Origin of the sequence: Streptomyces sp. NPDC097617 (assembly GCF_044761485.1) — a bacterium.
Classification (GTDB): domain Bacteria; phylum Actinomycetota; class Actinomycetes; order Streptomycetales; family Streptomycetaceae; genus Streptomyces.
This window is the reverse complement of the sequence record NZ_JBIWCL010000023.1, coordinates 19,343-44,639: the sequence shown is the minus strand read 5'-3', so window position 1 is coordinate 44,639 and position 25,297 is coordinate 19,343. Positions and strand designations below refer to the sequence as shown.

The 25,297-nt window shown below is 69.4% G+C and carries 20 protein-coding genes; 8 read left to right on the top strand and 12 right to left on the bottom strand.

The window, feature by feature from the left end; translation table 11 throughout:
• Positions 1-24: 24 nt before the first annotated feature.
• The 5 genes from ACIQZO_RS29985 to ACIQZO_RS29965 all read right to left on the bottom strand — a co-directional run bounded on the left by ACIQZO_RS29985 (position 25) and on the right by ACIQZO_RS29965 (position 7,984).
• A complete protein-coding gene (locus ACIQZO_RS29985) occupies positions 25-942 on the bottom strand; it encodes a hypothetical protein (protein WP_403631922.1) in 918 nt (305 codons plus the stop codon).
• Positions 939-1,634, bottom strand: a complete 696-nt coding sequence (gene sigM, locus ACIQZO_RS29980; protein ID WP_403631919.1) for an RNA polymerase sigma factor SigM — start codon at positions 1,632-1,634, stop codon at positions 939-941. Before sigM ends, ACIQZO_RS29985 begins: the two co-directional genes overlap by 4 nt.
• A gap of 25 nt (positions 1,635-1,659) precedes the next feature.
• Complete coding sequence (locus ACIQZO_RS29975) at positions 1,660-3,381, bottom strand: protein kinase family protein (protein ID WP_403631916.1); 1,722 nt, start codon at positions 3,379-3,381, stop codon at positions 1,660-1,662.
• A gap of 117 nt (positions 3,382-3,498) precedes the next feature.
• Entirely contained in the window at positions 3,499-5,673 is a 2,175-nt protein-coding gene (gene murJ / locus ACIQZO_RS29970) for a murein biosynthesis integral membrane protein MurJ (protein WP_403631913.1), read from the bottom strand.
• Positions 5,674-5,719: 46 nt separating this feature from the next.
• Positions 5,720-7,984: a DUF6049 family protein gene (locus ACIQZO_RS29965; RefSeq protein ID WP_403631910.1), complete on the bottom strand. Its 2,265-nt coding sequence runs from the start codon at positions 7,982-7,984 to the stop codon at positions 5,720-5,722.
• 185 nt (positions 7,985-8,169) lie between these two features.
• Between ACIQZO_RS29965 and ACIQZO_RS29960 the strand changes: the two genes are divergently transcribed.
• Positions 8,170-9,636, top strand: a complete 1,467-nt coding sequence (locus ACIQZO_RS29960; RefSeq protein WP_403631908.1) for a CCA tRNA nucleotidyltransferase — start codon at positions 8,170-8,172, stop codon at positions 9,634-9,636.
• A gap of 65 nt (positions 9,637-9,701) precedes the next feature.
• Here ACIQZO_RS29960 and ACIQZO_RS29955 read toward each other — a convergent pair whose 3' ends face one another.
• The 3 genes from ACIQZO_RS29955 to ACIQZO_RS29945 form a co-directional block, all read right to left on the bottom strand.
• Positions 9,702-10,970 carry an MFS transporter gene (locus ACIQZO_RS29955; protein WP_403631905.1) on the bottom strand — a complete coding sequence of 423 codons (1,269 nt, stop codon included), beginning with the start codon at positions 10,968-10,970 and terminating at the stop codon, positions 9,702-9,704.
• Between the two features lie 104 nt (positions 10,971-11,074).
• Positions 11,075-12,157: an inositol-3-phosphate synthase gene (locus ACIQZO_RS29950; RefSeq protein WP_403631903.1), complete on the bottom strand. Its 1,083-nt coding sequence runs from the start codon at positions 12,155-12,157 to the stop codon at positions 11,075-11,077.
• A 49-nt stretch (positions 12,158-12,206) separates the two neighbouring features.
• Positions 12,207-12,809, bottom strand: coding sequence for a PadR family transcriptional regulator (locus ACIQZO_RS29945; RefSeq protein ID WP_030383938.1), 603 nt, complete (start codon positions 12,807-12,809; stop codon positions 12,207-12,209).
• 277 nt (positions 12,810-13,086) lie between these two features.
• Here ACIQZO_RS29945 and ACIQZO_RS29940 point away from each other — a divergent pair, with 277 nt between their 5' ends.
• A complete protein-coding gene (locus tag ACIQZO_RS29940; RefSeq protein ID WP_403631900.1) occupies positions 13,087-15,696 on the top strand; it encodes a transglycosylase domain-containing protein in 2,610 nt (869 codons plus the stop codon).
• Between the two features lie 94 nt (positions 15,697-15,790).
• Positions 15,791-17,251, top strand: a complete 1,461-nt coding sequence (locus ACIQZO_RS29935; RefSeq protein ID WP_403631897.1) for a glycosyltransferase family 87 protein — start codon at positions 15,791-15,793, stop codon at positions 17,249-17,251.
• A gap of 10 nt (positions 17,252-17,261) precedes the next feature.
• Here the strand turns inward: ACIQZO_RS29935 and ACIQZO_RS29930 are convergent, their stop codons facing one another.
• From ACIQZO_RS29930 to ACIQZO_RS29920, 3 genes are all read right to left on the bottom strand, one after another.
• Entirely contained in the window at positions 17,262-18,293 is a 1,032-nt protein-coding gene (locus tag ACIQZO_RS29930) for an alanine racemase (protein WP_403631894.1), read from the bottom strand.
• Between the two features lie 75 nt (positions 18,294-18,368).
• Positions 18,369-19,487, bottom strand: a complete 1,119-nt coding sequence (locus tag ACIQZO_RS29925; RefSeq protein WP_403631891.1) for a lipid II:glycine glycyltransferase FemX — start codon at positions 19,485-19,487, stop codon at positions 18,369-18,371.
• A gap of 142 nt (positions 19,488-19,629) precedes the next feature.
• Entirely contained in the window at positions 19,630-19,932 is a 303-nt protein-coding gene (locus tag ACIQZO_RS29920) for a hypothetical protein (protein ID WP_030008388.1), read from the bottom strand.
• A 251-nt stretch (positions 19,933-20,183) separates the two neighbouring features.
• Here ACIQZO_RS29920 and rpsF point away from each other — a divergent pair, with 251 nt between their 5' ends.
• The 4 genes from rpsF (at position 20,184) to rplI (ending at position 21,888) form a co-directional block, all read left to right on the top strand.
• Positions 20,184-20,474 (top strand): 30S ribosomal protein S6, encoded by a 291-nt coding sequence (rpsF, locus tag ACIQZO_RS29915; RefSeq protein ID WP_004950685.1) that lies wholly within the window; start codon positions 20,184-20,186, stop codon positions 20,472-20,474.
• A 72-nt stretch (positions 20,475-20,546) separates the two neighbouring features.
• Entirely contained in the window at positions 20,547-21,143 is a 597-nt protein-coding gene (locus tag ACIQZO_RS29910; RefSeq protein ID WP_403631888.1) for a single-stranded DNA-binding protein, read from the top strand.
• Between the two features lie 43 nt (positions 21,144-21,186).
• On the top strand, positions 21,187-21,423 hold the full coding sequence (rpsR, locus tag ACIQZO_RS29905) for a 30S ribosomal protein S18 (RefSeq protein WP_003956534.1): 237 nt from the start codon (positions 21,187-21,189) through the stop codon (positions 21,421-21,423).
• An 18-nt stretch (positions 21,424-21,441) separates the two neighbouring features.
• Positions 21,442-21,888 (top strand): 50S ribosomal protein L9, encoded by a 447-nt coding sequence (gene rplI, locus ACIQZO_RS29900; RefSeq protein ID WP_069921086.1) that lies wholly within the window; start codon positions 21,442-21,444, stop codon positions 21,886-21,888.
• A 130-nt stretch (positions 21,889-22,018) separates the two neighbouring features.
• On the opposite strand, the gene ACIQZO_RS29895 is transcribed toward rplI, so the two are convergent.
• Positions 22,019-23,356, bottom strand: a complete 1,338-nt coding sequence (locus ACIQZO_RS29895; RefSeq protein ID WP_403631885.1) for an MATE family efflux transporter — start codon at positions 23,354-23,356, stop codon at positions 22,019-22,021.
• Between the two features lie 452 nt (positions 23,357-23,808).
• Here ACIQZO_RS29895 and dnaB point away from each other — a divergent pair, with 452 nt between their 5' ends.
• Positions 23,809-25,275: a replicative DNA helicase gene (gene dnaB / locus ACIQZO_RS29890; protein WP_403632184.1), complete on the top strand. Its 1,467-nt coding sequence runs from the start codon at positions 23,809-23,811 to the stop codon at positions 25,273-25,275.
• Positions 25,276-25,297: the final 22 nt, after the last annotated feature.

The following is a 25,297-nucleotide window of genomic DNA, read 5'->3' as shown; positions in this document are numbered from 1 at the left end:
CCAGCAAAGGCCCGAACGCCTCGGCTACCGGGGATAGGTGTGTGTCAGGAGGACCTTTCCGGGGGCTCCCGAAGCGGTCTGCTCGCACGCGGTGTCGACGAGGTAGGCGTCCACGCGCGCGGAGTCGGCGGGGTGGGGCAGGACGAGCAGATACACGGAGGTGCCCTGGTAGCTGCCGCGTTCGGCGGCGATCGGCGCGTCGGGGCGCCCGGTGGCCTCCTGGACGCAGCCGGGCACGGCACCCGTTGCCCGGTCGCCGGGAGCGACCCCGGGGGCGGGGGTGGTGTTCTCCAGCCCCAGCGTGTTGTTCCCCTCTTCGGGCAGGGTCTTGGTGCCCCGGTCGGCCGCGATGAGCTGCCGGACGCTGTTCTGGAGGCCTTGAGCGGTGTAGGAACTGCCGCCGGAAGCGGCGGACGGCTGCTCGGCGGAGTCCGATGCCTCACCGCGGGTGGCGGTGTCGTGAGCGGGCGTGCCGGCGAAGTCGCCGAACAGGAAGAGGCCCAGAGCGCAGGCGGCGGCGCCGGCCAGACCCGCGAAGACGGCGATCCTGCGGCGCGCGCGGCGCCGCCCGGGGCCGGTTGGGCCGGTCGGGTGACCACCGGGCGATGTTTCACGTGAAACATCGCGGTGCGGCGTGCGGGGCCGGCCGGCAGGGACGGCCTGGGCCTGAGGCTGCGTGGAGTCGAGGAGGGCCTCCGCGGCGAGGGCCGCGTCGATGCGACCCGCGATGTCGGCGGGCATCCGGGCCGGGCCCGGAAGGGTGCCGAGGAGGGACCGGATCTCCTCCAGGGAGGCGCGGACATCGGCGCACAGCACGCAGTCGTCGAGGTGCCGGCGGATCTCGGCGGTACGGGACGGGGAGAGCAGACCTTCGGTCAGGTCGGAGATCTCCGAGACGTCCGGGTGCCGGATCGTGCCGGTCATGCCGGTTGTGGGGCTCACGGTCGTCCACCTCCGCCCTTCACAGCGTCTGGGTCTGAATGCCGGGGTTCTGCCGCTGGTGGGACGGGCGCGCCCGGCGTCCGGTTCCTTCCCCGCTCGGAGGCGGTGTTATCCCCGGCATTCGAGCGCAGATGAGTGAGGAGCGGTACGAGTTTCGCCCGGCCACGGGCGCACCGGCTCTTCACGGTTCCGGTGGGGACGTCGAGGACGCGGGCCGCCTCGGCGACGGGGTATCCCTGCATGTCGACGAGGACCAGCGCGGCCCGCTGATCGGCCGGGAGGGTCCTCAGGGCGGCCAGGAGCTGGCGATGGAGGTCCTGGCGCTCCGCGGGGGCCTCCGCGGACTCGTGGGGCTCCAGGAGGCGCTCCAGGCGGTCCGTGTCGTCGAGGGGCGCGGTCCTGCGGGAGGCGGCCTTGCGGGCCCGGTCCAGACAGGCATTGACGGTGATCCGGTGCAGCCAGGTGGTGACGGCGGATTCCCCGCGGAAGGTGTGGGCGGCCCGGTAGGCGGAGACCAGGGCGTCCTGTACGGCGTCCGCGGCCTCCTCGCGATCCCCGAGGGTCCGCAGAGCCACGGCCCACAGCCGGTCGCGGTGCCGTCGCACGATCTCGCCGAAGGCATCGGGATCACCGGCCACGTGCAGCTCCAGGAGCTCCTGGTCACTGCACGTGCCGGGTGTCGCGTCGTTCAACGGTGGGCCCCTCCCGGTTGTGCGGTCAGCCCGAGAACTTCACGTCCGTGATGGCCTGCTTGTAGCCGGAATCGCTGAAGTCATCGAGCGGCGCGTGCGGCATGGCGGTGATCCACACGAGCACGTACCGCGTCTTGACCGGTTTGTCGGCAGTCAGCTGGAGACTGTTGTCCGAACTGGTCGTTCCGGCGATCTTCGCCATGGAGCCGACAGAACCCTTGGGGGACTTGGAGTCGGCGGCGTACAGGGTGAGGGTGGTGTGCGGCCCGCCGTACTTCAGCGCTATCGATGCTCCGCTGACCTCCTGCTCGGACCCGAGGTCGTAGACGATTCCGAGGCCGTCCTTGATCTTCACTTCGGGGCCGTCGAAGAAGCTCTTGGTACGCCAGTAGGTGGCGGCGTCCGCGTCGTATGTGTTCGAGACGTTCTCGGCGTTCTGCGGCTTGCCGTCCGGGGCGTATTCCTGGGCACCCGTGATCGTCAGAGGGGTCGGCTCCTTCTTCTCCCCGCTGTCGTCGGAGCCCGTCTGGTTGTTGTTGGTGCCGCTGTTGCCCTTCTGGGTCCCGCGGTCCAGGAGGGTGTCGGCCAGCTGCCAGCTACCCAGGCCGAGGGCAGCGATGAGCAGGGCGGCGACGCCCCACTTGAGGGCCCGGCCGGTACGGCTCTGCAGCGGGGGCGGAGGAGGCACGACGGGCCGGCTCTGAACGGTGTTCACGCCGGGAGGCGTGGGACGTCCGTAGCTGCCCTGCTGGTAGGTGGTGTGCTGGTACTCGGGCGGGGCGGTGAAGGCGGGCTCCGGCGGCCGGATGCGGGGCATCGAGGCCACGGCCTTGGCCAGCTCGTCCGGGGTGGTGCAGGCGGGCTCCTGACGGGAGGCGGTGGCCCCGTCGTTGGCGAGTGCGCGCATGGCGAGTTCGCCCAGACCGCGGTGGACACCGGCGCGTACCTGGTCGGGGGCGATCAGGCCCACGCCCTTGGGCAGGCCGGTGAGGCCGTACGCGTCGCTCTCGTACGGCCAGCGCTGCGTGAGGGCGGCATATAGGAGGGCGCCGATGGCCTCGGTGTCGGCGCGCTGCGGGGTCTCGCTGGTGATGCCGCGCAGGGCGGCGTTCACAGCGAGGCCGCGGATACGGTACTGGCCCGTGGAGGTGCGCAGTATCGCGCTGGGCGTCAGCCGCAGATGGGCGAGCCCTTCGCGGTGGGCGGCGGCCATGGCCTGGGAGACCTGGCTGACGAGCTGGTACGCCTCGTGGGCCTCCAGCGGACCCGCGGCGAGCAGCGCGGTGAGTTCGGTGGCGTCGGGCAGCCACTCGTGGACGACGTAGGCGACGTCGTTCTCCTCCACCGCGTCGAGGACCTGCACGAACCGTGGGTCGCCCAGGAGGGCGGAGGAACGTGCTGCGGCCAGGACGGAGCGTGCCCGCGCGTGGTCGGCGGGCATCAGGTGCACGCCCACGGCCCGGCGCAGCTTCTCGTCCATCGCGCGCCAACTGCTGAATCCGTCCACACGGGTGACGCACTCTTCCAGCCGGTAGCGTCTGGCGAGCTTGTGTCCGCTGTGGAGTTCGGGTGCGGCCGCAGGGGCCGGGTTGGTGCGTTCGCCGTCCTTGTCGGGCATGGGTCCGTCCGCGGCTCGTCCGTTCTGGGTGTCCACCCCGTCGGACGTGGCCTGTGCCGCCTGAGCGGTCAGCGGCTCATCGCCGCTGTTGTCGGCCACGTCGACGGCAGCCGTGCTACGTTCCGCCACCGTCGTTCCTGCCTCCCCATCCGTTGCGTGCTGAAAGCCAGTCTGCGAAGCCATGCCAATTGTGCCCACAGTCCGACGCTAAGCACGACACACGAAAGGGGGCGACGGTTGTGCGCATCAGCGCCCCAAACGTCCGCGGACCATCCCGACCATTGCGTTGAGCTCTTCGATCCGCATCCGCTTGGCGGCGATGAGGAACACCGCTGCCAGGGCGATCCCGCCGGCGACGAGGGAGGCGGCGGAGCCGGTGACTCCGCTGCCCAGCCACTGGGTGACCCCGTAGGCGGCCGCTCCGGCCACGGCGGCGGCCGGGACGCAGGCGCCGATGAGGCGGGTGTAGGTGCGCATCACGTGCGCGCCGTCGAGGTCGCCGCCGAGCCGGGTGCGCAGGCGGCGCCAGGCGACGCCGACGCCGACGGCGTAGCCGAGTCCGTAGGCGGCGGCCATGCCGACCACCGCCCACCGGGCCGGGAGCACGAAGAACGAGAGCGCGGAGACCGCCGCGTTGACCGCGGCGACGATGACGGTGTTGTAGAACGGCGTGCGGGTGTCCTCGTAGGCGTAGAAGCCGCGCAGGACGACGTACTGGATCGAGTACGGGATCAGGCCGAGTCCGAAGGCCATCAGGATGTAGCCGATGTTCTGCGCGCCCGAACCCGAGCCGGCGTACAGCAGTGTGGCCATCGGGACACCGAGGGCGAGGAAGGCGAAGGAGCAGGGCACGATCGCGACGGCCGAGGTGCGCAGACCGTAGGAGATGTCGTCGCGGACCGCGGCGGCGTCGCCGTCGTGCGCGGAGCGGGAGATGCGGGGCAGGACGGCCGTCATGACGGAGACGGTGATGATCGCCTGCGGCATCTGCCACAGCAGCAGCGCGTAGTTGTAGGCGGTGATACCGGTACCGGGGTGGCCCTGCTTCTCGGCGACGGAACCGGCCCAGGTGGCGAGCTGGGTGACGACGACCAGGCCGACCTGGTTGGCGAGGACGAAGAAGAAGGTCCACTTGGCCAGGCCCGCGGCCTTGCCGAGGCCGTGGCCCCGCCAGTCGAAGCGCAGGCGCGGCTTGAAGCCCGCGTCACGCAGGTACGGCAGCATCGCCAGGGCCTGGACGGTGAGGCCGAGCAGGGTGCCCAGGCCCAACAGGCGCACGCCTTCGGGGGTGACCGTGGTGGCGTTCACTGCGGAGGTGGTGAAGCCCCCGAAGGCCCAGATGAAGGCGCCGAAGGTGGCGATGACGACGATGTTGTTGAGGACCGGGGTCCACATCATCGCGCCGAAGCGGCCGCGGGCGTTGAGGATCTGACCCAGGACCACGTGGACGCCCATGAAGAACATGGTGGGCAGGCAGTAGCGGGCGAAGGCGACCGCGACTTCCATCTGCTGGGGGTCGGAGGCGATCTTCGGCGACATCATCGTGATGAACACCGGCGCGGCCAGGACACAGATGGTCGTGATGCCCGCCAACAGCACCACGACGAGCGTCAGCAGCCGGTTGGCGTACGCCTGCCCCCCGTCGCTGTCGTTCTTCATGGCCCGGACCAGCTGCGGGATGAAGACGGCGTTCAGAGCGCCGCCGCCGACCAGCACGTAGATCATCGTGGGCAGGGTGTTGGCGATCTGGTACGTGTCGTTGAAGGTGCCGACGCCGATGGCACCGGCGATCACCAGGGTCCGCAGGAAGCCGGTGATGCGGGAGACGATCGTGCCCGCGGCCATCAGGGCACTGGACTTCAGGAGGCTGGAGGCGCGTCCGGCCGGCTTGCTCGGGGCCGGAGCGGCCACGGGAGCGTCCTCGGCGGGGGTGCGGGGCGCCGCTTCCTGGTCCCGGTACAGGTGCGCGAACGCGTCCGGCTCCGGCTGCTCGTCCGCGGCGTTGGTGACGAGTGCGTCCACGCCGACGAACTGCGTCGTGGTGGCGTGGTCGCCGTACGGCAGGTGGCGCGAGGGGCCGTCCGGCTCGGGCGGCGGGGTCTGGGCCCAGACCCGCGGGTCCGGAGCGTAGGAGGGCGCGGTCGGAGCCGCGTAGAGCGGTCCGGGCTCCTGGTAGGTGCCGGGCGGTGGCGGCGGGTGGGCGGACCGGTCGTAGAGCACCTCGGCGACGGGGTCCTGGGCCGACAGGTCCTGGGACCGGTAGGGATCGTAGGCGTAGGCGTCCTGGATATACGGGTCACGGTCCGGCGCGGGCGCGGGCACGGGAACCTGCCCGGGCACCGGGGTGCCCGGGGCAGTGCCCTGGGAGGGCGCAGGCCCACCAGTGCCCTGCCCGCGGTCACCGTCGTACGGCGCGTTCATCGAAACCCCACCTCATCGTCCCCAGGCCGACCGGCCACGGCGTCAATCAACGGTCCACTGTCTCACTCGTGCCGGACCCGTCCGCGCTTTGCGGTTCGGTGTCCGGGGACTCGTCACTCGGCTGCGTGCTCTCCTCGGCGGCGGCGCGTGCCGCCACGCGCTTGCGGCTGGCGTACATCTTGACGCCTGCCAGGACCAGGAGGAGCACACCACCGGCGATCACGAGCATGACGGTGGGCGTGATCTCGGTGGCCTCGACGGTGAACGTCCGTGCCTTGCCGTAGGCAACGCCGTCCTTGGTGAACAGCTGCGCGGTGACCTCGACGGGACCGCTCGCCGTGGCGTTGGCGGGGAACTTGACCGTCTGGGTGTGGTCGCCCTGCACGGTGACCTGTTGCTCGGCCTCGGCCTTGCCGCCGAACATCAGACGGCTCGGGTTGGCGGACTTCACGCGCAGGACGAGGTCGTGGACGTCCTGCACCAGGCTGTTCTGGACGCTGACCGGGATGGTGGCGCTGTGTCCGGACAGGGTGGCGTCGGACTTGGGGATGACCTTGACCTTCTCGGTGAGACCGATCAGGTACTCCTGTACGTGCTCCCGGTAGAGGCTGGCCTCGTCCGGACGCCCGCGCCAGGACGTGGACATCTCCCGGTTGGTCGTGTTGCCGAAGGGGATCTCCACACGGTCGGGCGCGGCGAGGATCACCTTGAAGCGGTCGAGGGCGTTCTGCGTGGTGCGGATCTTCTCGAAGGCCGACACCGGCAGCTCCTGCTTGCGCAGGGCCTCGGGGTACTGGCCGGCGCCCGGCACCTGGGTGGTGGCTCCCGGATCGGGCTTGGCGGCGGCCGCGGCCTCAAGGTCCACGGGCTGCGTCCAGCGGCCCGCCTGGAGGCCCCGTACGGCGGCGGCCATCGTCTGCACCTGGCTGACGTTGGGCATCCGCTGCGGGGCGACGACGAAGCTGCGCTGCTCCTCGGTCTTCTGGAGGTTCAGGGCGAGGCTGTGGGCCAGGAACCGCTGCACGGCGAGCGTGGAGGTCCCGGCGTGCAGCATCTCGCCCTGGAAGGCGGTGGACAGGTCCGCGTCCGCCACGACGGCGGTGGTGCCCGCCCCGATGGGCCGTGCGGCCGAGGGCGTGTAGCCGAGGGCTCCGCTCTCCACGAGGCTGTCACTGCGGGTGAGGACGTTGTGGGCGCCCGCCGAGGTGGCCACATTGACGATCGAGGGGTCGATGGCGCCGTCCACGGGCCAGGAGAAGTCGGTGGAAGCGGGGACGTGCAGGACCGTCTCGACGGCCTGCTTCGCCTTGTCGGTGGCGGGGCGCAGCTGGCCCAGGGTGCCCGAGACGTCCTTGCCGCGGTGGGCGAGGGAGGCGAGGTCCGGGTCGGCGAACGGGAGGGCGACGACCTTCTTGCCCTGGACGGCGGCCTCGAGCGAGCTCAGCCACTGCTCGGCGACGGCCTTGTTCTTGCCCTGGACGGGCTTGCCGCCGGGAGTGCGGACCCGGTAGCCCTTGGTCATCGCGTCGACCGAATAGAGCAGGTCGGGGTCGATGACCCAGGTGATCGGCAGATCCTTGCCGAGGGTGACCATCCGCTCCAGGCGCCCGCCCGGAGCGAGCTCCTGGGCGAGGGAGTCGTCGAGGAAGACGGGGGTCTGGAGCTCGTCGGAGCCCGTCTCCGCCGTCACGCGGGTGGTGGAGATCAGCGGCCAGGCGTAGGTGAGCTGGGAGCGCTTGGCGGCGGCCTCGGGCTGCCAGGGCAGGAAGGTCCGCTTGATGCCCAGAACCTGCTCGGACGGCCGGCTGTCGGTGACTCCCGACAGGGAGACCCCGAGCGGGTAGACCCCGTCCTTGTCCAGCTCCAGCTTGTTCACCGGGATCGTGAGCGTGAAGGGCTGGCTGATCTTGGAGGGCAGGGAGTCGATCTTCACCGCGTAGGCCGGGTCGATCTCGCCCGGATCGGCGCCGGCCCGGAAGCCGGTGCGCTCGGCCGCCTCATCGATGGACGAGCGGTCCGCGAGTGCGGGCCCGACCCGCAGGCCGACGTGGGCGTCGGTGATCTTCTCGGAGCCCGTGTTGAGCACGGTGCCCTCGATGGTGAGGGTGTCGCCCTTGACCGGCGCCGAGGGGGCCATGGACGTCAGCTGGACATCCACGGACGAGGCCTGTGCGGCCTCCGCCCGGGGCGCGGGCGAGTAGATCAGCGCGGCCAGCACGGGCGTCCCGGCGAGCAGGACGATCGCGCGCCGCAGCCACCGGCGCCGGGCAGGAGCGGGGGACGCCCCCTGGATGTCTGCCGCCTCGGCCACGCGCTAGCCCGTCCCTCGAAGTGTCAGTGGTCGTTTTTTGTGCGTCCACGCATGGTAACGAGGCCCGCTGTGTGCGAGTGCCGCGCCTTGCTCCACATGATCAGCTCAGGGCCGGGGTTGCCGTCTACCGGGGTGCCCGCAAAAGGGGCGGCTCCCGGTGGGCCGGGCACGTACCCTTTTCTGTTGTGCCGAACGCCAACGAAGACAACCCCAGTGCCCTGAGTCAGGTGCAGCTCCGCGCGGTCAGTGAACTGCTGCGGATCGCTCCTGTCGCCGACGAGCTCGGCCGCCGATTCCAGGAGGCGGGCTTCCGCCTCGGCCTGGTCGGTGGGTCCGTCCGCGACGCGCTGCTGGGGCGTCTCGGCAACGATCTCGACTTCACCACCGATGCCCGCCCCGAGGACGTTCTGAAGATCGTCCGGCCGTGGGCGGACTCGGTGTGGGACGTCGGCATCGCCTTCGGCACCGTCGGGGCGCAGAAGAGCGCCCGCGTCGGGGACACCGTACGGAACTTCCAGATCGAGGTGACGACCTACCGGTCGGAGGCCTACGACCGTACGTCGCGCAAGCCCGAGGTCTCCTACGGGGACTCGATCGACGAGGACCTGGTCCGCCGTGACTTCACGGTCAACGCCATGGCCCTGGCCCTGCCCGAGCAGGAGTTCATCGACCCGCACGGCGGCCTGGAGGACCTGGCCGCCGGTGTGCTGCGCACTCCCGGCACCCCGGAGGACTCCTTCTCGGACGATCCGCTGCGGATGCTGCGCGCGGCGCGGTTCGCCGCGCAGCTGGACTTCGAGGTCGCCCCGGAGGTCGTGGCGGCCATGAAGGCGATGTCCGAGCGGATCGAGATCGTTTCGGCGGAGCGGGTCCAGGGCGAGCTGAACAAGCTGATCCTGTCCGCCCACCCGCGCAAGGGCCTGGGACTGCTGGTGGACACGGGGCTGGCCGACCGGGTGCTGCCCGAGCTGCCCGCGCTGCGGCTGGAGAGTGACGAACACCACCGGCACAAGGACGTCTACGACCACTCGCTGATCGTCCTGGAGCAGGCGATCGCGCTGGAGGAGGAGGGCCCGGACCTGGTCCTGCGGCTCTCGGCCCTGCTGCACGACATCGGCAAGCCCCGCACCCGCCGCTTCGAGAGCGACGGCCGGGTCTCCTTCCACCACCACGAGGTGGTGGGCGCGAAGATGACCAAGAAGCGGCTCACCGCTCTGAAGTACTCCAACGACATGATCAAGGACGTGTCCCGGCTGGTGGAGCTGCACCTGCGCTTCCACGGCTACGGCGACGGGGAGTGGACGGACTCCGCGGTGCGGCGCTACGTCCGTGACGCGGGCCCCCTGCTGGAGCGTCTGCACAAGCTGACCCGGTCCGACTGCACCACCCGCAACAAGCGCAAGGCCAATGCCCTGTCCCGGACCTACGACGGGCTGGAGGAGCGCATCGCGCAGCTGCAGGAGCGGGAGGAGCTGGACGCGATCCGGCCCGATCTGGACGGCAACGAGATCATGCAGGTGCTCGACGTGCGTCCGGGCCCGGTGATCGGCAAGGCCTACGCCTTCCTGCTGGAGCTGCGGCTGGAGAACGGCCCGATGGGGCGCGACGCGGCTGTCGTGGCGCTGAAGGAGTGGTGGGCCGCACAGGCCTGAGGGACGGACACCGGGGGCGATGTTTCACGTGAAACATCGCCCCCCGGATCGTCAGCGGCGATGTTTCACGTGAAACGTCGCTCCTGCCGGGCCAGCAGCACCGCGGTCGCGGCGTAGAGCACGGACACGATCACGATCAGGATCACGGAGCGTCCGTCGGTGGGGAGCATCAGGGATGCCGCCGCCGCCGCGCCGACGAATGCGACGTTGAACAGCACGTCGTAGACGGAGAAGACGCGGCCGCGGTAGTCGTCGTCCACCTTCGACTGCACCTCGGTATCGGTGGCGATCTTGGCGCCCTGGGTGGCGAGCCCGAGGACGAAGGCGGCGACGAGCATCGGTCCCGGGGTGAAGAACAGGCCGAGGGCCGGCACCAGGACCGCGGCGCCCCCGGAGCACACGGTGATCCAGCCGAGGGGGCCCAGCCGGCCCACCATCCAGGGGGTCACCACGGCGGCGGCGAAGAATCCGGCCCCGGAGGCGCCGACGGCGACTCCCAGCAGGGCCAGCCCGTCGGACTCGTTGTCCGACCAGGAGTAGCGGCAGAGCATCAGCAGCATGACGAACAGGGCCCCGTAGCAGAACCGCATCATGGTCATCGCGGCGAGAGCCCGGGCCGCCTCGCGCCGGGCGGCGAGGTGCCGCAGGCCTTCGGTCATGCCCCGCACGGTGAGGGCGACCCCTTCGGTGACCGAGGGGTGGGCCCGGCCGGCGGGGTGGTCCGGCCCCAGGAGGCCGATGGCCAGTTGCAGGGAGACGAGGGCCGCGACGAGGTAGAGCCCGGCTCCGAGCAGGACCACGAGGGCATTGGAGTCGGAGGCCAGCAGCCGGACGAGGAAGGCCAGCCCGCCGCCGGCCACCGCCGCGAGGGTTCCGGCGGTGGGGGAGAGCGCGTTCGCGGTGACCAGCTGATCGGGGCCGACGACATGGGGCAGCGACGCGGCGAGCCCGGACAGCACGAAGCGGTTGACGGCGGTCACGGACAGCGCGGAGGCGTAGAACAGCCAGTCGGGCACCTGCGCGACGATGAGCATCCCGGTGACGCAGGCGAGGAAGGCCCGCAGCAGATTGCCGTAGAGGAAGACCTGACGGCGCCGCCAGCGGTCGAGCAGCACCCCGGCGAAGGGTCCGATCGCCGAATAGGGCAGCAGCAGTACCGCCATGGCGGAGGCGATGGCCGCCGGCGAGGTCTGCTTCTCCGGGGAGAAGACGACGTAGGTGGCGAGCGCGACCTGGTAGACGCCGTCCGCGGCCTGGGAGAACAGCCGTACGGCGAGCAGGTTGCGGAAATCCCGCAGGCGCAGGAGTACGCGCAGATCACGTACGACAGGCATGAGGGCAAGGGTCACATACGCGGAGGGTCCCCGGGCGCATTGCCCGGGGACCCTCCGCGGAAGAACAGCCGAAGTCCAGGTGTCGGTACGACCCTTGGGTTCGGTTAGCGCTCGACCTCGCCCTTGATGAACTTCTCGACGTTGACCAGGGCCTCGTCGTCGAAGTACTGCACCGGCGGGGACTTCATGAAGTAGCTGGACGCCGACAGGATCGGGCCACCGATACCGCGGTCCTTCGCGATCTTCGCGGCGCGCAGGGCATCGATGATGACACCGGCCGAGTTCGGGGAGTCCCACACCTCGAGCTTGTACTCGAGGTTCAGCGGGACGTCACCGAAGGCGCGACCCTCGAGGCGGACGTAGGCCCACTTGCGGTCGTCGAGCCACGCGACGTAGTCGGACGGGCCGATGTGGACGTTCTTCTCGCCGAGCTCACGGTCGGGGATCTGCGAGGTGACGGCCTGCGTCTTGGAGATCTTCTTCGATTCCAGGCGGTCGCGCTCCAGCATGTTCTTGAAGTCCATGTTGCCGCCGACGTTGAGCTGCATGGTGCGCTCAAGACGGACACCGCGGTCCTCGAACAGCTTCGCCATCACGCGGTGCGTGATGGTGGCGCCGACCTGCGACTTGATGTCGTCGCCGACGATCGGGACACCGGCCTCGGTGAACTTGTCGGCCCACTCCTTGGTGCCGGCGATGAAGACCGGGAGGGCGTTGACGAAGGCGACCTTGGCGTCGATGGCGCACTGGGCGTAGAACTTCGCCGCGGCCTCGGAGCCGACCGGCAGGTAGCAGATCAGGACGTCGACCTTGCGGTCCTTGAGGATCTGGACCACGTCGACCGGAGTCTCGGCGGACTCCTCGATCGTCATGCGGTAGTACTTGCCCAGACCGTCGTAGGTGTGGCCGCGCTGAACGGTCACACCGGCGCTCGGGACGTCGCAGATCTTGATGGTGTTGTTCTCGCTGGCGCCGATGGCGTCCGAAAGGTCGAGGCCGACCTTCTTCGCGTCGACGTCGAACGCGGCGACGAACTCGATGTCACGCACGTGGTAGTCGCCGAACTGGACGTGCATCAGACCGGGGACCTTGGCCGCCGGGTCGGCGTCCTTGTAGTACTCGACGCCCTGCACCAGCGAGGCGGCGCAGTTGCCTACGCCGACGATGGCTACGCGAACCGAACCCATTCCGGTTGCTCCCTGTTTGTTCTCGGACGAGGTCTGCGAGGTGCAGGCCTCATTTTTCAGTTTCGTCGGACGGACCGGTTCGTCTCCGATCCCGTCCCGCCCGCTCACTCTCGATGAGCTCGTTCAGCCAGCGCACTTCGCGCTCCACGGACTCCATGCCGTGGCGCTGCAGCTCAAGCGTGTAGTCGTCGAGGCGCTCCCGCGTCCGGGCGATCGAGGCGCGCATCTTCTCCAGACGCTCCTCCAGCCGGCTGCGGCGGCCCTCCAGGACCCGCATCCGCACGTCTCGTTCGGTCTGGCCGAAGAAGGCGAAGCGGGCGGCGAAGGACTCGTCCTCCCAGGTGTCGGGGCCGGTGTGGGAGAGGAGCTCTTCGAAGTGCTCCTTACCCGCGGCCGTCAACCGGTAGACGATCTTGGCGCGGCGCCCTGCGAGTGAAGCGGCGAGAGCGTCCTCCGGGGCATTGCCCGGTTCTTCGATCAACCAGCCGTTGGCGACCAGCGTCTTGAGGCAGGGGTAGAGCGTCCCGTAGCTGAAGGCTCTGAACACCCCCAGCGAGGTGTTGAGCCGCTTGCGCAGCTCGTAGCCGTGCATGGGGGATTCGCGAAGCAGGCCGAGGACGGCGAACTCGAGGATGCCTGAGCGTCTGCTCATCCGCCTTCCTCCCCTCCGCCTCTGAGTCTTTATACCGAGCTGATGTATCGACTCGATACATCCAGACGATAGAACGGAGCGCCCTGATCGACAAGGGGAGACGTGGTGACCGGTGTCACATCACCAATTCGCACCAGGCAGGTTGCCTGATTTGGGGTGAACTTCGGCACTGGGCGCGTTTTGCGCGTGCGTAGTCTGTGGGCGATGACACCGGGGGGAACCGGAATTAATCTCTGCCGCTTCCAGGCCACTCGCCTGCCCGAGGAGTAGTCGTTCGATGAGCGAGCACCGCCGCAAACCGCCGCAGCCCCAGGGTGGTGGACACGCCTCAGCCCGGCGTGCCACCCCACCGCGCCCCGGAAGGGGCCCGGCCGGACGTGACGTCCCCACGGCGTCACACAGCGGCCCGTACACGCCGCAGCCCGGCCAGGGCAGCCGCGCCGATCCCCGCCGGGCTGCCCAGAGAGGCGCCGCCGGCCGCGGCAGAGGGACCGCCGCGCGCGGTTCCGGACGCCGGGACAAGCGGCTCATCAACTACCCGCGGTCCGACCGGGACGGCTGGAAGCGCTTCGTGCCGTCCTGGAAGTTCGTCTCCGGCACCGCCCTGGGCTTCTTCGCGGTGATCATCGCGGGTACCGGCATCGGCATCGCCATGGTGGGTACGCCGGACCCGAACAAGGCCGCCGAGGCGCAGAACAACGTCTTCTACTGGGCCGACGGCAGTCAGATGGTCGCGACGGGCGGTTCGATGAACCGGCAGATCGTGCCCATCTCCAGCATCCCCCGGGCGATGCGGGACGCCGTGATCGCGGCGGAGAACGAGTCCTTCGAGACCGACAAGGGCGTGGACCCGATGGGTATCGCCCGCGCCGTGTGGAACATGGGCACGGGCGGCTCCACCCAGGGCGGCTCGACCATCACCCAGCAGTACGTGAAGAACACCTACCTGGACTCCGACCAGACGATCAAGCGCAAGGCCACCGAGCTCTTCATCGCGATAAGGCTGGGTGTGTCCGAGCGCAAGGACACGGTCCTCGCGGGCTACCTGAACACCGCCTACTACGGCCGGGACGCCTACGGGATCCAGGCGGCCGCCCGCGCCTACTTCGGCAAGGACAGCCAGGACCTCAACCCTGCCGAGTGCGCCTTCCTGGCCGCGGTGCTGAAGGGCCCGAACCTCTACAACCCCGACGGCGGCATCGGCGCCTCCGCCACCCCCGAGCTCAACGAGAAGCGGGCGCGGGAACGCTGGTCCTGGGTGCTGGACCGGCAGGTCGAGGTCGGCCGGATGGACAAGGCCGAGCGGGCGAAGTACACGGACGCGGACTTCCCCCCGCGCGCCGAGTCGGAGTCGGCCCGCGGCATGACGGGCCAGATCGGCTACCTGGTCGACACAGCCAAGGCGTACGTGATGAAGACCAAGGGCATCACCCCGGAGCAGATGGCCCTGGGCGGCTACCGGATCAGGACCACCTTCCAGAAGCCCCGGGTGGACGCCCTGGTCAAGGCGGTCGAGGACACCCGCAACGGGTTCATCAACGAGAAGGAACGCCCCGACACCGACACCTTCGTGCAGTTCGGCGGGGCCTCTGTGGACGTGAAGACCGGAGCCATCGTCGCGCTGTACGGCGGCCCGGGCTGGGACCACAAGTACTTCAGCAACAACGCCAACACCAGCGGTGTCCCGGTCGGCTCGACCTGGAAGCCGTACGTGCTGGCGGCGGCCATGGAGTACGGCACCCAGAACTCCAAGGGCAAGGGCATCTCGGTCGACAGCAAGTACCAGGCCAACGACCTCACGGTGATCAACAACCGTGAGGGCAGGCCCCTGCGCGACGCCTCGGGCAGGCCCTTCAAGCAGAAGAACGAGAGCCCCACGGCCTTCGGGTACGTGACCCTCAACGAGGCGATGGAGAAGTCCATCAACGTCCCGTTCGCCCAGCTCGTCTTCGATGTCGGTCACGACAAGGTCAGGGCTCTGGCCAAGTCCACGGGCATCCTGGAGGAGTCGATGAACCCCAACGCCGACGCCTCCTGGGCTCTCGGCACCTCGACCCCCAGCGCCATCCGGATGGCCGACTCGTACGCGACCTTCGCCGCCTCCGGCACGCACCACGAGCCGTTCTCCGTGACCGAGGTCTGGAAGGACGGCGACAAGCTGTCCGGCTTCGAGAAGGGCAAGGACCAGCGGGCGATGGACAGCGCCATCGCGGACAACGTCACCGAGGTCCTGCAGAACGTGGTCCAGAACGGAACCGCGACCAAGGTCAAGAAGCTGGGCCGGCCGGCCGCCGGCAAGACCGGCACCACGGACCAGAACAAGTCGGCGTGGTTCGTCGGCTACACCCCGGAGCTGTCCACCTCGATCGTCCTCTTCCGCACCGACCCCAACTCGGCGGACAAGAAGCTGATCTCCATGAACGGTGTGGGTGACATCCCCTCCATCCACGGTGGTGACATCCCGGCCGTGATCTGGACCGAGTACATGCGCGAGGCGCTCAAGGACGTCCCGGTCACGAAGTTCCCGGAGGCCGAGGACCTCGGCGTCACCGCCGACTCCGCCGGTGCCCCCTCCCCCACGCCGTCGCCCGTCGTCCCGCCGTCGCCGTCCCCGTCGACGATCCCGCCGAGCACCCCGCCGCCGTCCCCCTCCCCGTCCAAGGGCGGGAAGCCGTCCTGCCGGCCGTGGGAGCTGTACTGCGACCCGGAGACGGTGCGCGGTGCCACCAACGGAGGCGCGAACACCGGCACCAGCTCCGGGGCCAACGCCGGGACCAATGCCGGAAACAGCAGCGGGTCCAGCGGATCACCGTCCCCGACGCAGTCCGGCAGACCGGGCCGCCCGGGCGGCATCACCGGCGGGATCAACGACTCCGACGACGGGTGACCCGCACCACCGCTCCGTGAGCCGAGGAAGGCCGTCGCACCCAGCGTGCGACGGCCTTCCCCCGTGTCCGGCCCCGTACGGCAGGATGTGCCCCATGACCAAGGTGCACGAGGACCGCCCCGTACTGCCCACGCAGCAGGACGAGGTCGCCGCAGCCGGCAGTGAGCTCATCGGCGGCCCCCTGGGCCGCTACGCGAGGCTCGGCGGCCACTGGCTGGGGCCGGTCCGCGTCGTGGCCCTCATCGCCATCGGCATGTTCGCGCTCGGCATGGTCCAGAAGCTGCCCTGCTACGACTGGGCGTGGTTCCGGGGGGCGGGCTCGCAGTACACCCACGCCTGCTACTCCGACATCCCCCACCTGTACGCGGTCCGCGGGTTCGCCGACAACCTGACGCCCTACTTCGACCGGCTGCCCGGCGACATGGAGTACCTGGAGTATCCGGTGCTCACCGGGCTCTTCATGGAGATCGCCTCCTGGCTGACGCCCGGCAGCGGCTCCATGCAGCACCGCGAACAGATGTACTGGATGGTCAACGCGGGCATGCTGATGGCCTGCGCGGCCGTCATCGCGGTGTGCGTCGCCCGTACCCACCGCCGCCGCCCCTGGGACGCCCTGCTCTTCGCCCTGGCGCCCGCATTCGCCCTGACGGCGACGATCAACTGGGACCTGCTGGCCATCGCCCTGACCGCGGCCGGGATGCTCATGTGGTCCCGCGGCCGGACCCTGCTCTTCGGCATCCTCATCGGGCTGGCCACCGCCGCCAAGCTCTACCCGGTACTGCTGCTCGGCGCGCTGTTCGTGCTCTGCCTGCGGGCCGGGAAGTGGCGCGCCTTCGGCGCCGCCGTGCTGGGCGCGGTCGGGTCCTGGCTCGTGGTGAACCTGCCCATCATGCTCCTCGCATGGGACGGCTGGCAGACGTTCTACACCTTCAGCCAGGAACGGCCCATCGACTTCGGGTCGGTGTGGCTGCTGATCTCCCAGCGCACGGGCAACCCCCTGGACGGGGCCAACACGTACGCGACCGGGCTGACGCTCCTGCTGTGCGGGGCCGTCGGACTGCTCACCCTGACCGCCCCGAGGCGCCCCCGCTTCGCGCAGCTGGCCTTCCTCGTCGTCGCCGCCTTCATCCTCTGCAACAAGGTCTACTCGCCGCAGTACGTGCTGTGGCTCATCCCGCTCGCGGCGCTGGCCCGGCCGCGCTGGCGGGACTTCCTGATCTGGCAGGCCGGCGAGGTCGTCTACTTCCTCGGGATCTGGTTCTACCTCGCCTACACGTCGAGCGGCGACAAGCACCAGGGCCTGCCCGTGGAGGGCTACCAGCTGGCGATCGCCGCCCACCTGATGACCACCCTGTACCTGTGCGCGGTCATCGTCCGGGACATCCTGATGCCCGAGCGCGACGTCGTACGGCGGGACGGCTCGGACGACCCCTCCGGCGGAGTCCTGGACGAGGCCGACGACGTGTTCGTGCTGTCGGACGCGGCGAGGGCGCCGCGGTACGCGACGCCCTCGGACGAACAGCGGGTCGCCTGGGGCACGAGCGCCCAAGGCTGACCTGACGGACTCAGGCGTCGAGCACCCGGTCGAACTGCGTGGTGGTGTGGCGCAGGTGCGCCACCAGCTCGTCGCCGACCTTCGGCTCGGTCGCGTCGGAGGGCACGAAGAGGATCGACACCTGCATGTGCGGCGGCTCCGCGAACCAGCGCTGCTTGCCCGCCCACACGAAGGGCGAAAGGTTCCGGTTGACCGTGGCCAGACCCGCCCGGGCGACTCCCTTGGCGCGCGGCATCACACCGTGGAGCGCCTTGGGGGCCTCCAGGCCCACTCCGTGCGAGGTACCGCCGGCGACCACGACCAGCCACCCGTCGGACGCGGCCTTCTGCTGGCGGTAGCCGAACCGGTCGCCCTTGGTCACGCGCGTGACGTCGAGGATCCCGCCGCGGTACTCGGTGGCCTCGTGGTCGCCCAGCCACAGCCGGGTGCCGATGCGCGCCCGGAAGCGGGTCTGCGGGAACTGCTGCTGCAGCCGCGCGAGCTCCTGGGCCCGCAGGTGGCTGACGAACATCGTGTGCAGCGGCAGCCGGGCCGCGCGCAGCCGGTCCATCCAGCCGATGACCTCCTCGACGGCGTCGGAGCCGTCCGGGCGGTCCAGGGGCAGGTGCAGGGCGAAGCCCTCCAGGCGGACGTCCTCGATCGCGGCGTGCAGCTGGCCGAGGTCCTGCTCCGAGATTCCGTGGCGGCGCATCGAGCTCATGCACTCGATGACCACCCGGGCCCCCACCAGACCGCGCACCCCGTCCAGCGAAGCGACCGAGCGGATGACCCGGTCGGGCAGCGGCACCGGGTCCTCGCCCCGCCGGAACGGGGTGAGGACGAGCAGGTCGCCGCCGAACCAGTCCTTGATGCTGGCGGCCTCGTACGTCGTTCCCACGGCCAGGATGTCGGCGCCCATACGGGTCGCCTCCTCGCACAGCCGTTCGTGGCCGAAGCCGTAGCCGTTGCCCTTGCAGACCGGGATCAGCCCGGGGAATTGGTCCTGGATCTGCTTCTGGTGCGCACGCCAGCGCGCGGTGTCGACGTAGAGCGTGAGCGCCATGCCCGTCCGGAACCTCTCCTGAGAAGCTGCGTGATGCAGCGGTGCTGTCTGTGTGTGGGGCGGGGTGGTGCGGGGTCAGCGGCGCGACATGTAGATGTCGAGGGCCTTGTGCAGGACCTTGTTGAGCGGGAAGTCCCACTCGCCGACGTACTCCACGGCCTCGCCACCCGTACCGACCTTGAACTGGATCAGACCGAACAAGTGGTCGTTCTCGTCCAGCGTGTCAGAGATGCCGCGCAGGTCGTAGACGCTTGCGCCGAGCGCGTACGAATCACGCAGCATGCGCCACTGCATCGCGTTCGAGGGGCGGACCTCGCGCTTGTGGTTGGCGGAGGCGCCGTACGAGTACCAGACGTGCTGGCCGACGGTGAGCATCGTGGCGGCGGCCAGCGGCTCTCCCTCGTGGGTGGCGATGTAGAGGCGCATCCGGTTGGGGTCCTCGGAGTTGAGGGCCGTCCACTGGCGCTGGAAGTAGCTGAGCGGGCGCGGGCGGAACTTGTCGCGCTCGGCCGTGATCTCGTACAGGTGCTGCCAGGTCGGCAGGTCGTCGTAGCCGCCCTGCACGACCTCGACGCCGGCCTTCTCGGCCTTCTTGATGTTGCGGCGCCACAGCTGGTTGAAGCCCTTCAGGACATCGTCCAGCGAGCGGTTGGCCAGCGGTACCTGGAAGACGTAGCGGGGCTGTACGTCACCGAAGCCGGCGCCGCCGTCCTCGGCCTGCTGCCAGCCCATGCGGCGCAGCTTGTCCGACACCTCGAAGGCGCGGGGCTCGATGACCGAGGCCTCCACGTCGCGCAGGCGCTTGACGTTCGGGTCCTGGATACCGGCCTTGATCGCGGTGGAGTTCCAGCGGCGGATGACGACGGGCGGGCCCATCTTCACGGTGAAGGCGCCCTGCTGCTTGAGATGGGCCAGCATCGGCTGGAGCCACTCCTCCAGATTCGGGGCGTACCAGTTGATGACGGGGCCCTCGGGCAGGTACGCGAGGTACCGCTTCACCTTGGGCAGCTGCCGGTACAACACGAGGGCCGCTCCGACGAGTTCGTCGGAGTCGTTGAACCAACCGAGGTTCTCGGAACGCCACTCGTTCTTCACGTCGGCCCACGCCGGGACCTGGCAGTGGCTCGCCGAGGGCAGGCTCTGGAGGTATCCCAGATGCTGCTCTCGGCTGATGGTCCTCAGGGACAGGCTCATGCGGGGCGTCTCCTCCGGCGGCTTCGCTGGCTATGGCGCGAAGCCTACTGCGACAGGGGCGCCACCCTTCTGGGGGACGGGCCGTGGGCCCGGACCGGTGCGTGGCCGGCGCCCTGCCGCGGAGGTGTCCCGCTCAGCCCGGTCAGCCCCCGAAGAGGCCGCCGTGGAACATGCCGAGGTAGAAGCCGATGGCAGACGCACCAAGGCCGATGATCAGCGCGAAGCGCTCGCGTGTCGTGACGGAGACGAACTGTCCGTACGCGCCGGTCAGGATTCCGATCAGCCCGGCCCACGAGCTGATCAGGTGCAGGTTGTGGAAGAAGGCCGTGACGAACGCCACGGCGCCGAGGGTCAGCGTGACCGCCATCAGGGTGTCCTGCAGCGGGTGGGGCTTGCCGTCGGTGGAGAGGAGGGAGATCTGAGGGGGCCGCATTGCCTGTGCCATCGGAAGGGCACCTCCTGGCTGAAGCTGGCGGTGCTGCGGGCTGCCTCCGACAAGGGGCCGAGGGCCTAGCACCGAGCACACCCGATGGATACAGATTGTGGCCCTCTTCTGGCGGATTTCAACCGGAAGGGTGTGAGCAGGTAGTCTGTACAGCTGCGCGGTGTCTGCTCTGCGGACGCCGTGCTTACGCATCACGACCCTCCTGCCACGGAACGACCGTGGCCGCTGAGTCCAAAGGAGGTGGGTTCCACATGCGTCACTACGAAGTGATGGTCATCCTCGACCCCGATCTCGAGGAGCGCGCTGTCTCCCCGCTGATCGAGAACTTCCTTTCTGTCGTCCGTGAGGGCAACGGAAAGGTCGAGAAGGTCGACACCTGGGGCCGTCGTCGTCTCGCTTACGAGATCAAGAAGAAGCCTGAGGGCATCTACTCGGTCATCGACCTTCAGGCCGAGCCTGCGGTCGTCAAGGAGCTTGACCGACAGATGAACCTGAACGAGTCGGTTCTCCGGACCAAGGTCCTTCGCCCCGAGACCCACTGAACTTCGGTTCAGCGGTAATCGGGATCGAGTAGCACAGCAGCCCAGCAGCAATCCCCGCCGAGAGGTTCATCCATGGCAGGCGAGACCGTCATCACGGTCGTCGGCAATCTCGTCGACGACCCCGAGCTGCGCTTCACCCCCTCGGGTGCGGCGGTCGCGAAGTTCCGTGTCGCGTCCACTCCCCGCATCTTCGACAAGCAGACCAATGAGTGGAAGGACGGCGAAGGCCTGTTCCTGACCTGCTCGGTCTGGCGTCAGGCGGCGGAGAACGTCGCTGAGTCCCTTCAGCGGGGCATGCGCGTCATCGTGCAGGGCCGGCTGAAGCAGCGGTCGTACGAGGACCGTGAGGGTGTCAAGCGCACGGTCTACGAGCTGGACGTCGAGGAAGTCGGCCCCAGCCTGAAGACCGCCACGGCCAAGGTCGCCAAGACCACCGGTCGCGGTGGCCAGGGTGGATACGGCGGCGGCGGTCAGCAGCAGGGCGGCGGCGGTGGCAACTGGGGCGGAGCCCCCGGTGGCCAGCCGCAGCAGGGCGGCGGAGCTCCCTCCGACGACCCGTGGGCGTCCAGCGCGCCGGCCGGTGGCCAGCAGCAGGGCGGCGGCGGGGGCGGTTGGGGCGGAAGCTCCGGCGGCTCCGGCGGTGGCTACTCGGACGAGCCGCCCTTCTAGGGCAGCTCGCATCCCCACTTCTTGATCACACAGGAGAGACACAATGGCGAAGCCGCCTGTGCGCAAGCCTAAGAAGAAGGTCTGCGCGTTCTGCAAGGACAAGACCGTGTACGTGGACTACAAGGACACGAACATGCTGCGGAAGTTCATTTCCGACCGCGGCAAGATCCGTGCCCGCCGCGTTACCGGCAACTGCACGCAGCACCAGCGTGACGTCGCCACGGCAGTCAAGAACAGCCGTGAGATGGCACTGCTGCCCTACACGTCCACCGCGCGATAAGGAAAGGGTGACCGACTAATGAAGATCATCCTGACCCACGAGGTTTCTGGCCTCGGTGCCGCCGGCGATGTCGTCGACGTCAAGGACGGTTACGCTCGCAACTACCTGGTCCCGCGTGGTTTCGCGATCCGCTGGACCAAGGGTGGCGAGAAGGACGTGGCGCAGATCCGCCGCGCCCGCAAGATCCACGAGATCGCGACCATCGAGCAGGCCAACGAGTTCAAGGCCAAGCTCGAGGGCGTGAAGGTTCGTCTGGCCACCCGCGCGGGTGACGCCGGTCGTCTCTTCGGTTCCGTGACCCCGGCCGACATCGCCACGGCGATCGAGTCCTCGGGCGGCCCGAAGGTCGACAAGCGCCGCGTCGAGCTCGGCTCCCCGATCAAGACCCTCGGTTCGTACCAGGTCTCCGTGCGTCTGCACGCCGACGTGGCCGCGAACGTGGGCATCGAGGTCGTCGCCGCCTAAGGGCTGCGCTCGAAGGGCCGCACCCCACTGGGGTGCGGCCCTTCGTCGTTGTCGGGCGCTGTTTCACGTGAAACAGCGTCGGCTCGGCCCCGGATGTTTCACGTGAAACACGATGGGGCCCGGGCACCTCCTAGCGAGTGGCGCCCGCGATCAGCCAGCGGCCCGAGCCGGCGCGCAGCCGGAGAGTGACCATCCGGACCATCATCATCAGCGTCATGGCCCACCAGAGCGCCGTCAGGCCGCCGCCGAGGAGCGGTACGAGCAACGCGGCCGGGGCGAACGCCGCGAGCGTCACGAGCATGGCCCGGGCCAGGTAGCGGCCGTCGCCCGCACCCATCAGGACCCCGTCGAGCACGAAGACGATGCCGGAGACGGGCTGGGAGAGGGCCACCACCAGCAGGGCGGGCAGCAGCGCCGCCTCGACCGCCGGGTCGCTGGTGAACAGCGGGATGAACACCGGGCGGGCCAGGACGACCAGCAGTCCGAGGACGACGCCCGAGGCGATTCCCCACTGCACCATGCGGCGGCAGACCGCCTTGGCGCCCTCGGTGTCGTTCGCTCCCAGGTAGCGGCCGATGATCGCCTGCCCGGCGATCGCGATGGCGTCCAGCGCGAAGGCGAGCAGGCTCCAGAGGGAGAGCAGGATCTGGTGGGCGGCGATGTCGGCGTCGCCGAGCCGGGCGGCCACGGCGGTCGCGATCATCAGGATGGCCCGCAGCGACAGGGTCCGGACCAGCAGGGGCGCGCCGGCCTGGGCGCAGGCCCGGATCCCCGCGGGGTCCGGGCGCAGCGAGGCGCCGTGCCGCCGGGCTCCGCGTACGACCACGAAGAGGTACGCCGCGGCCATCGCACACTGGGCGAGGACCGTGCCCCAGGCGGAGCCGGCGATCCCGAGACCCGCACCGTAGACGAGTGCGACGTTCAGGGCCGCGTTGAGGGCGAAGCCGCCGATGGCGACGTAGAGCGGCGTACGGGTGTCCTGGAGGCCGCGGATGACCCCGGTGGCGGCCAGGACCATGAGCATGGCCGGGATGCCGAGGGCGGAGATCCGCAGATAGGTGAGCGCGTACGGGGCGACGGTGTCGGAGGCCCCGAAGAGCGAGATCAGCGACGGGGCCGCGGGCAGCACCACGGCGATGACGGCCGCGCCCAGCAGGAGGGCGAGCCAGATGCCGTCGATCCCCTGCCGGATGGCTGCCTGCAGGTCCCCCGCGCCGACGCGGCGGGAGACGGCCGCGGTGGTGGCGTAGGCGAGGAAGACGAAGACGCTCACGGCGGTGGTGAGTACCGCGGCGGCGATGCCGAGGCCGGCCAGCTGGGGGGTGCCGAGGTGCCCCACGATGGCGCTGTCGGCCATCACGAAGAGGGGCTCGGCGACGAGGGCGCCGAAGGCGGGGAGGGCGAGTGCGAAGATCTCTCGGTCGTGCCGTCCCGACCCCGCCTCGGGTGCTGCGAGGGCCTGTGTCATGCGCTCAATCTAATCTTCCACAGGTAATAGATGCAACCATCTTTAGATCCTTACGGTAACGCCGACCGGGGCGTTCCGTGCACCTCATTGGAGGCGATCTCGAGACAGTGGCCAAAAATTTTCTCCACCACTGCCTCTGGAGCAGAAAACCGCAGGTCAGAGTGGGTGACAGGGTGGGGCGCGTGATTTTGTCCACAGCGTCGTCCCCCGGTCCGTGCACAGCTTCCGGCGACTTACCCACAGCATTGGTGCCGTCATCCACATGTCGTCCACATGCCCTGTGGATAACAAGATTGGCTGACGCCGCTCGCGGGCCTACCGTGGTTCGTTGCCCGACTCGCCGACGGCGGATTCGGGTGCCCCAAATGTCAGAGCCGTGTCGTAGAAAGAGTGACACGGCGAGGTCCGCGTTGCGGACGGGAGGAGGCGGCCCGGTGAGCATGCCCGAGCCCATGGACGACCCCTGGGCCGACAGCGGTCCGGGAGACCGTCTGCCCGCCCGATCGCGCCGTAACGGCGAAGGCCGCGGCCGCGGGGACGAACAGCACGATCGGGGCCGCGAGGGCGGCTCCTGGGACTCCGGCGGGGGCGGCGGCTTCGAGCGCGTCCCTCCGCAGGACCTCGACGCCGAGCAGTCGGTGCTCGGCGGCATGCTGCTCTCGAAGGACGCCATCGCGGACGTCGTCGAGGTCCTCAAGGGCCACGACTTCTACCGTCCCTCGCACGAGACGATCTACCAGGCCATCCTCGACCTGTACGCCAAGGGCGAGCCGGCCGATCCGATCACCGTCGGCGCCGAGCTGACCCGCCGCGGCGAGATCAGCAAGGTGGGCGGGGCCTCGTACCTGCACACCCTGGTCCAGTCCGTCCCTACCGCGGCGAACGCGGAGTACTACGCGGAGATCGTCCACGAGCGGGCCGTGCTGCGCCGCTTGGTCGCGGCCGGTACGAAGATCACGCAGATGGGCTACGCGGCCGACGGCGACGTCGACGAGATCGTCAACAGCGCCCAGGCCGAGATCTACGCCGTCACCGAGCAGCGGACCTCCGAGGACTACCTGCCGCTCGGGGACATCATGGAGGGCGCGCTCGACGAGATCGAGGCGATCGGCTCCCGCAGCGGCCAGATGTCGGGAGTGCCCACCGGCTTCACCGACCTGGACTCGCTGACCAACGGTCTGCACCCGGGCCAGATGATCGTCATCGCCGCCCGTCCCGCCATGGGTAAGTCCACGCTCGCGCTGGACTTCGCGCGGGCCTGCTCCATCAAGAGCAACCTGCCGAGCGTGATCTTCTCCCTCGAAATGGGGCGCAACGAGATCGCCATGCGCCTGCTCTCGGCGGAGGCCCGGGTGGCGCTTCACCACATGCGCTCGGGCACGATGACGGACGACGACTGGACCCGGCTGGCCCGCCGGATGCCGGACGTCTCCGCCGCCCCGCTCTACATCGACGACTCCCCCAACCTGTCGATGATGGAGATCCGGGCCAAGTGCCGCCGGCTCAAGCAGCGCAACGACCTCTCTCTCGTGGTCATCGACTACCTCCAGCTGATGCAGTCGGGCGGCTCGCGCCGTCCCGAGAGCCGTCAGCAGGAGGTCTCGGACATGTCCAGAAACCTCAAGCTGCTGGCGAAGGAGCTGGAGGTCCCCGTGATCGCGCTCTCCCAGCTGAACCGTGGCCCGGAGCAGCGCACCGACAAGAAGCCCATGGTCTCCGACCTGCGTGAGTCGGGCTCGATCGAGCAGGACGCGGACATGGTCATCCTGCTGCACCGCGAGGACGCGTACGAGAAGGAGTCCCCCCGCGCCGGCGAGGCGGACCTGATCGTGGCGAAGCACCGTAACGGCCCCACGGCCACGATCACGGTGGCCTTCCAGGGCCACTATTCACGCTTCGTGGACATGGCCAACACGTAGCATCCGATCATGTAGGTTCTCA

Bases quoted from the DNA above. Each gene is read 5' to 3' on its own strand.
- murJ (WP_403631913.1), bottom strand. From the start codon at position 5,673: ATGAACGCGCCGTACGACGGTGACCGCGGGCAGGGCACTGGTGGGCCT.
- ACIQZO_RS29955 (WP_403631905.1), bottom strand. From the start codon at position 10,970: ATGCCTGTCGTACGTGATCTGCGCGTACTCCTGCGCCTGCGGGATTTC.
- ACIQZO_RS29950 (WP_403631903.1), bottom strand. From the start codon at position 12,157: ATGGGTTCGGTTCGCGTAGCCATCGTCGGCGTAGGCAACTGCGCCGCC.
- ACIQZO_RS29945 (WP_030383938.1), bottom strand. From the start codon at position 12,809: ATGAGCAGACGCTCAGGCATCCTCGAGTTCGCCGTCCTCGGCCTGCTT.
- ACIQZO_RS29940 (WP_403631900.1), top strand. From the start codon at position 13,087: ATGAGCGAGCACCGCCGCAAACCGCCGCAGCCCCAGGGTGGTGGACAC.
- ACIQZO_RS29935 (WP_403631897.1), top strand. From the start codon at position 15,791: ATGACCAAGGTGCACGAGGACCGCCCCGTACTGCCCACGCAGCAGGAC.
- ACIQZO_RS29930 (WP_403631894.1), bottom strand. From the start codon at position 18,293: ATGGCGCTCACGCTCTACGTCGACACCGCGCGCTGGCGTGCGCACCAG.
- ACIQZO_RS29925 (WP_403631891.1), bottom strand. From the start codon at position 19,487: ATGAGCCTGTCCCTGAGGACCATCAGCCGAGAGCAGCATCTGGGATAC.
- ACIQZO_RS29920 (WP_030008388.1), bottom strand. From the start codon at position 19,932: ATGGCACAGGCAATGCGGCCCCCTCAGATCTCCCTCCTCTCCACCGAC.
- rpsF (WP_004950685.1), top strand. From the start codon at position 20,184: ATGCGTCACTACGAAGTGATGGTCATCCTCGACCCCGATCTCGAGGAG.
- ACIQZO_RS29910 (WP_403631888.1), top strand. From the start codon at position 20,547: ATGGCAGGCGAGACCGTCATCACGGTCGTCGGCAATCTCGTCGACGAC.
- rpsR (WP_003956534.1), top strand. From the start codon at position 21,187: ATGGCGAAGCCGCCTGTGCGCAAGCCTAAGAAGAAGGTCTGCGCGTTC.
- rplI (WP_069921086.1), top strand. From the start codon at position 21,442: ATGAAGATCATCCTGACCCACGAGGTTTCTGGCCTCGGTGCCGCCGGC.
- ACIQZO_RS29895 (WP_403631885.1), bottom strand. From the start codon at position 23,356: ATGACACAGGCCCTCGCAGCACCCGAGGCGGGGTCGGGACGGCACGAC.
- dnaB (WP_403632184.1), top strand. From the start codon at position 23,809: ATGGACGACCCCTGGGCCGACAGCGGTCCGGGAGACCGTCTGCCCGCC.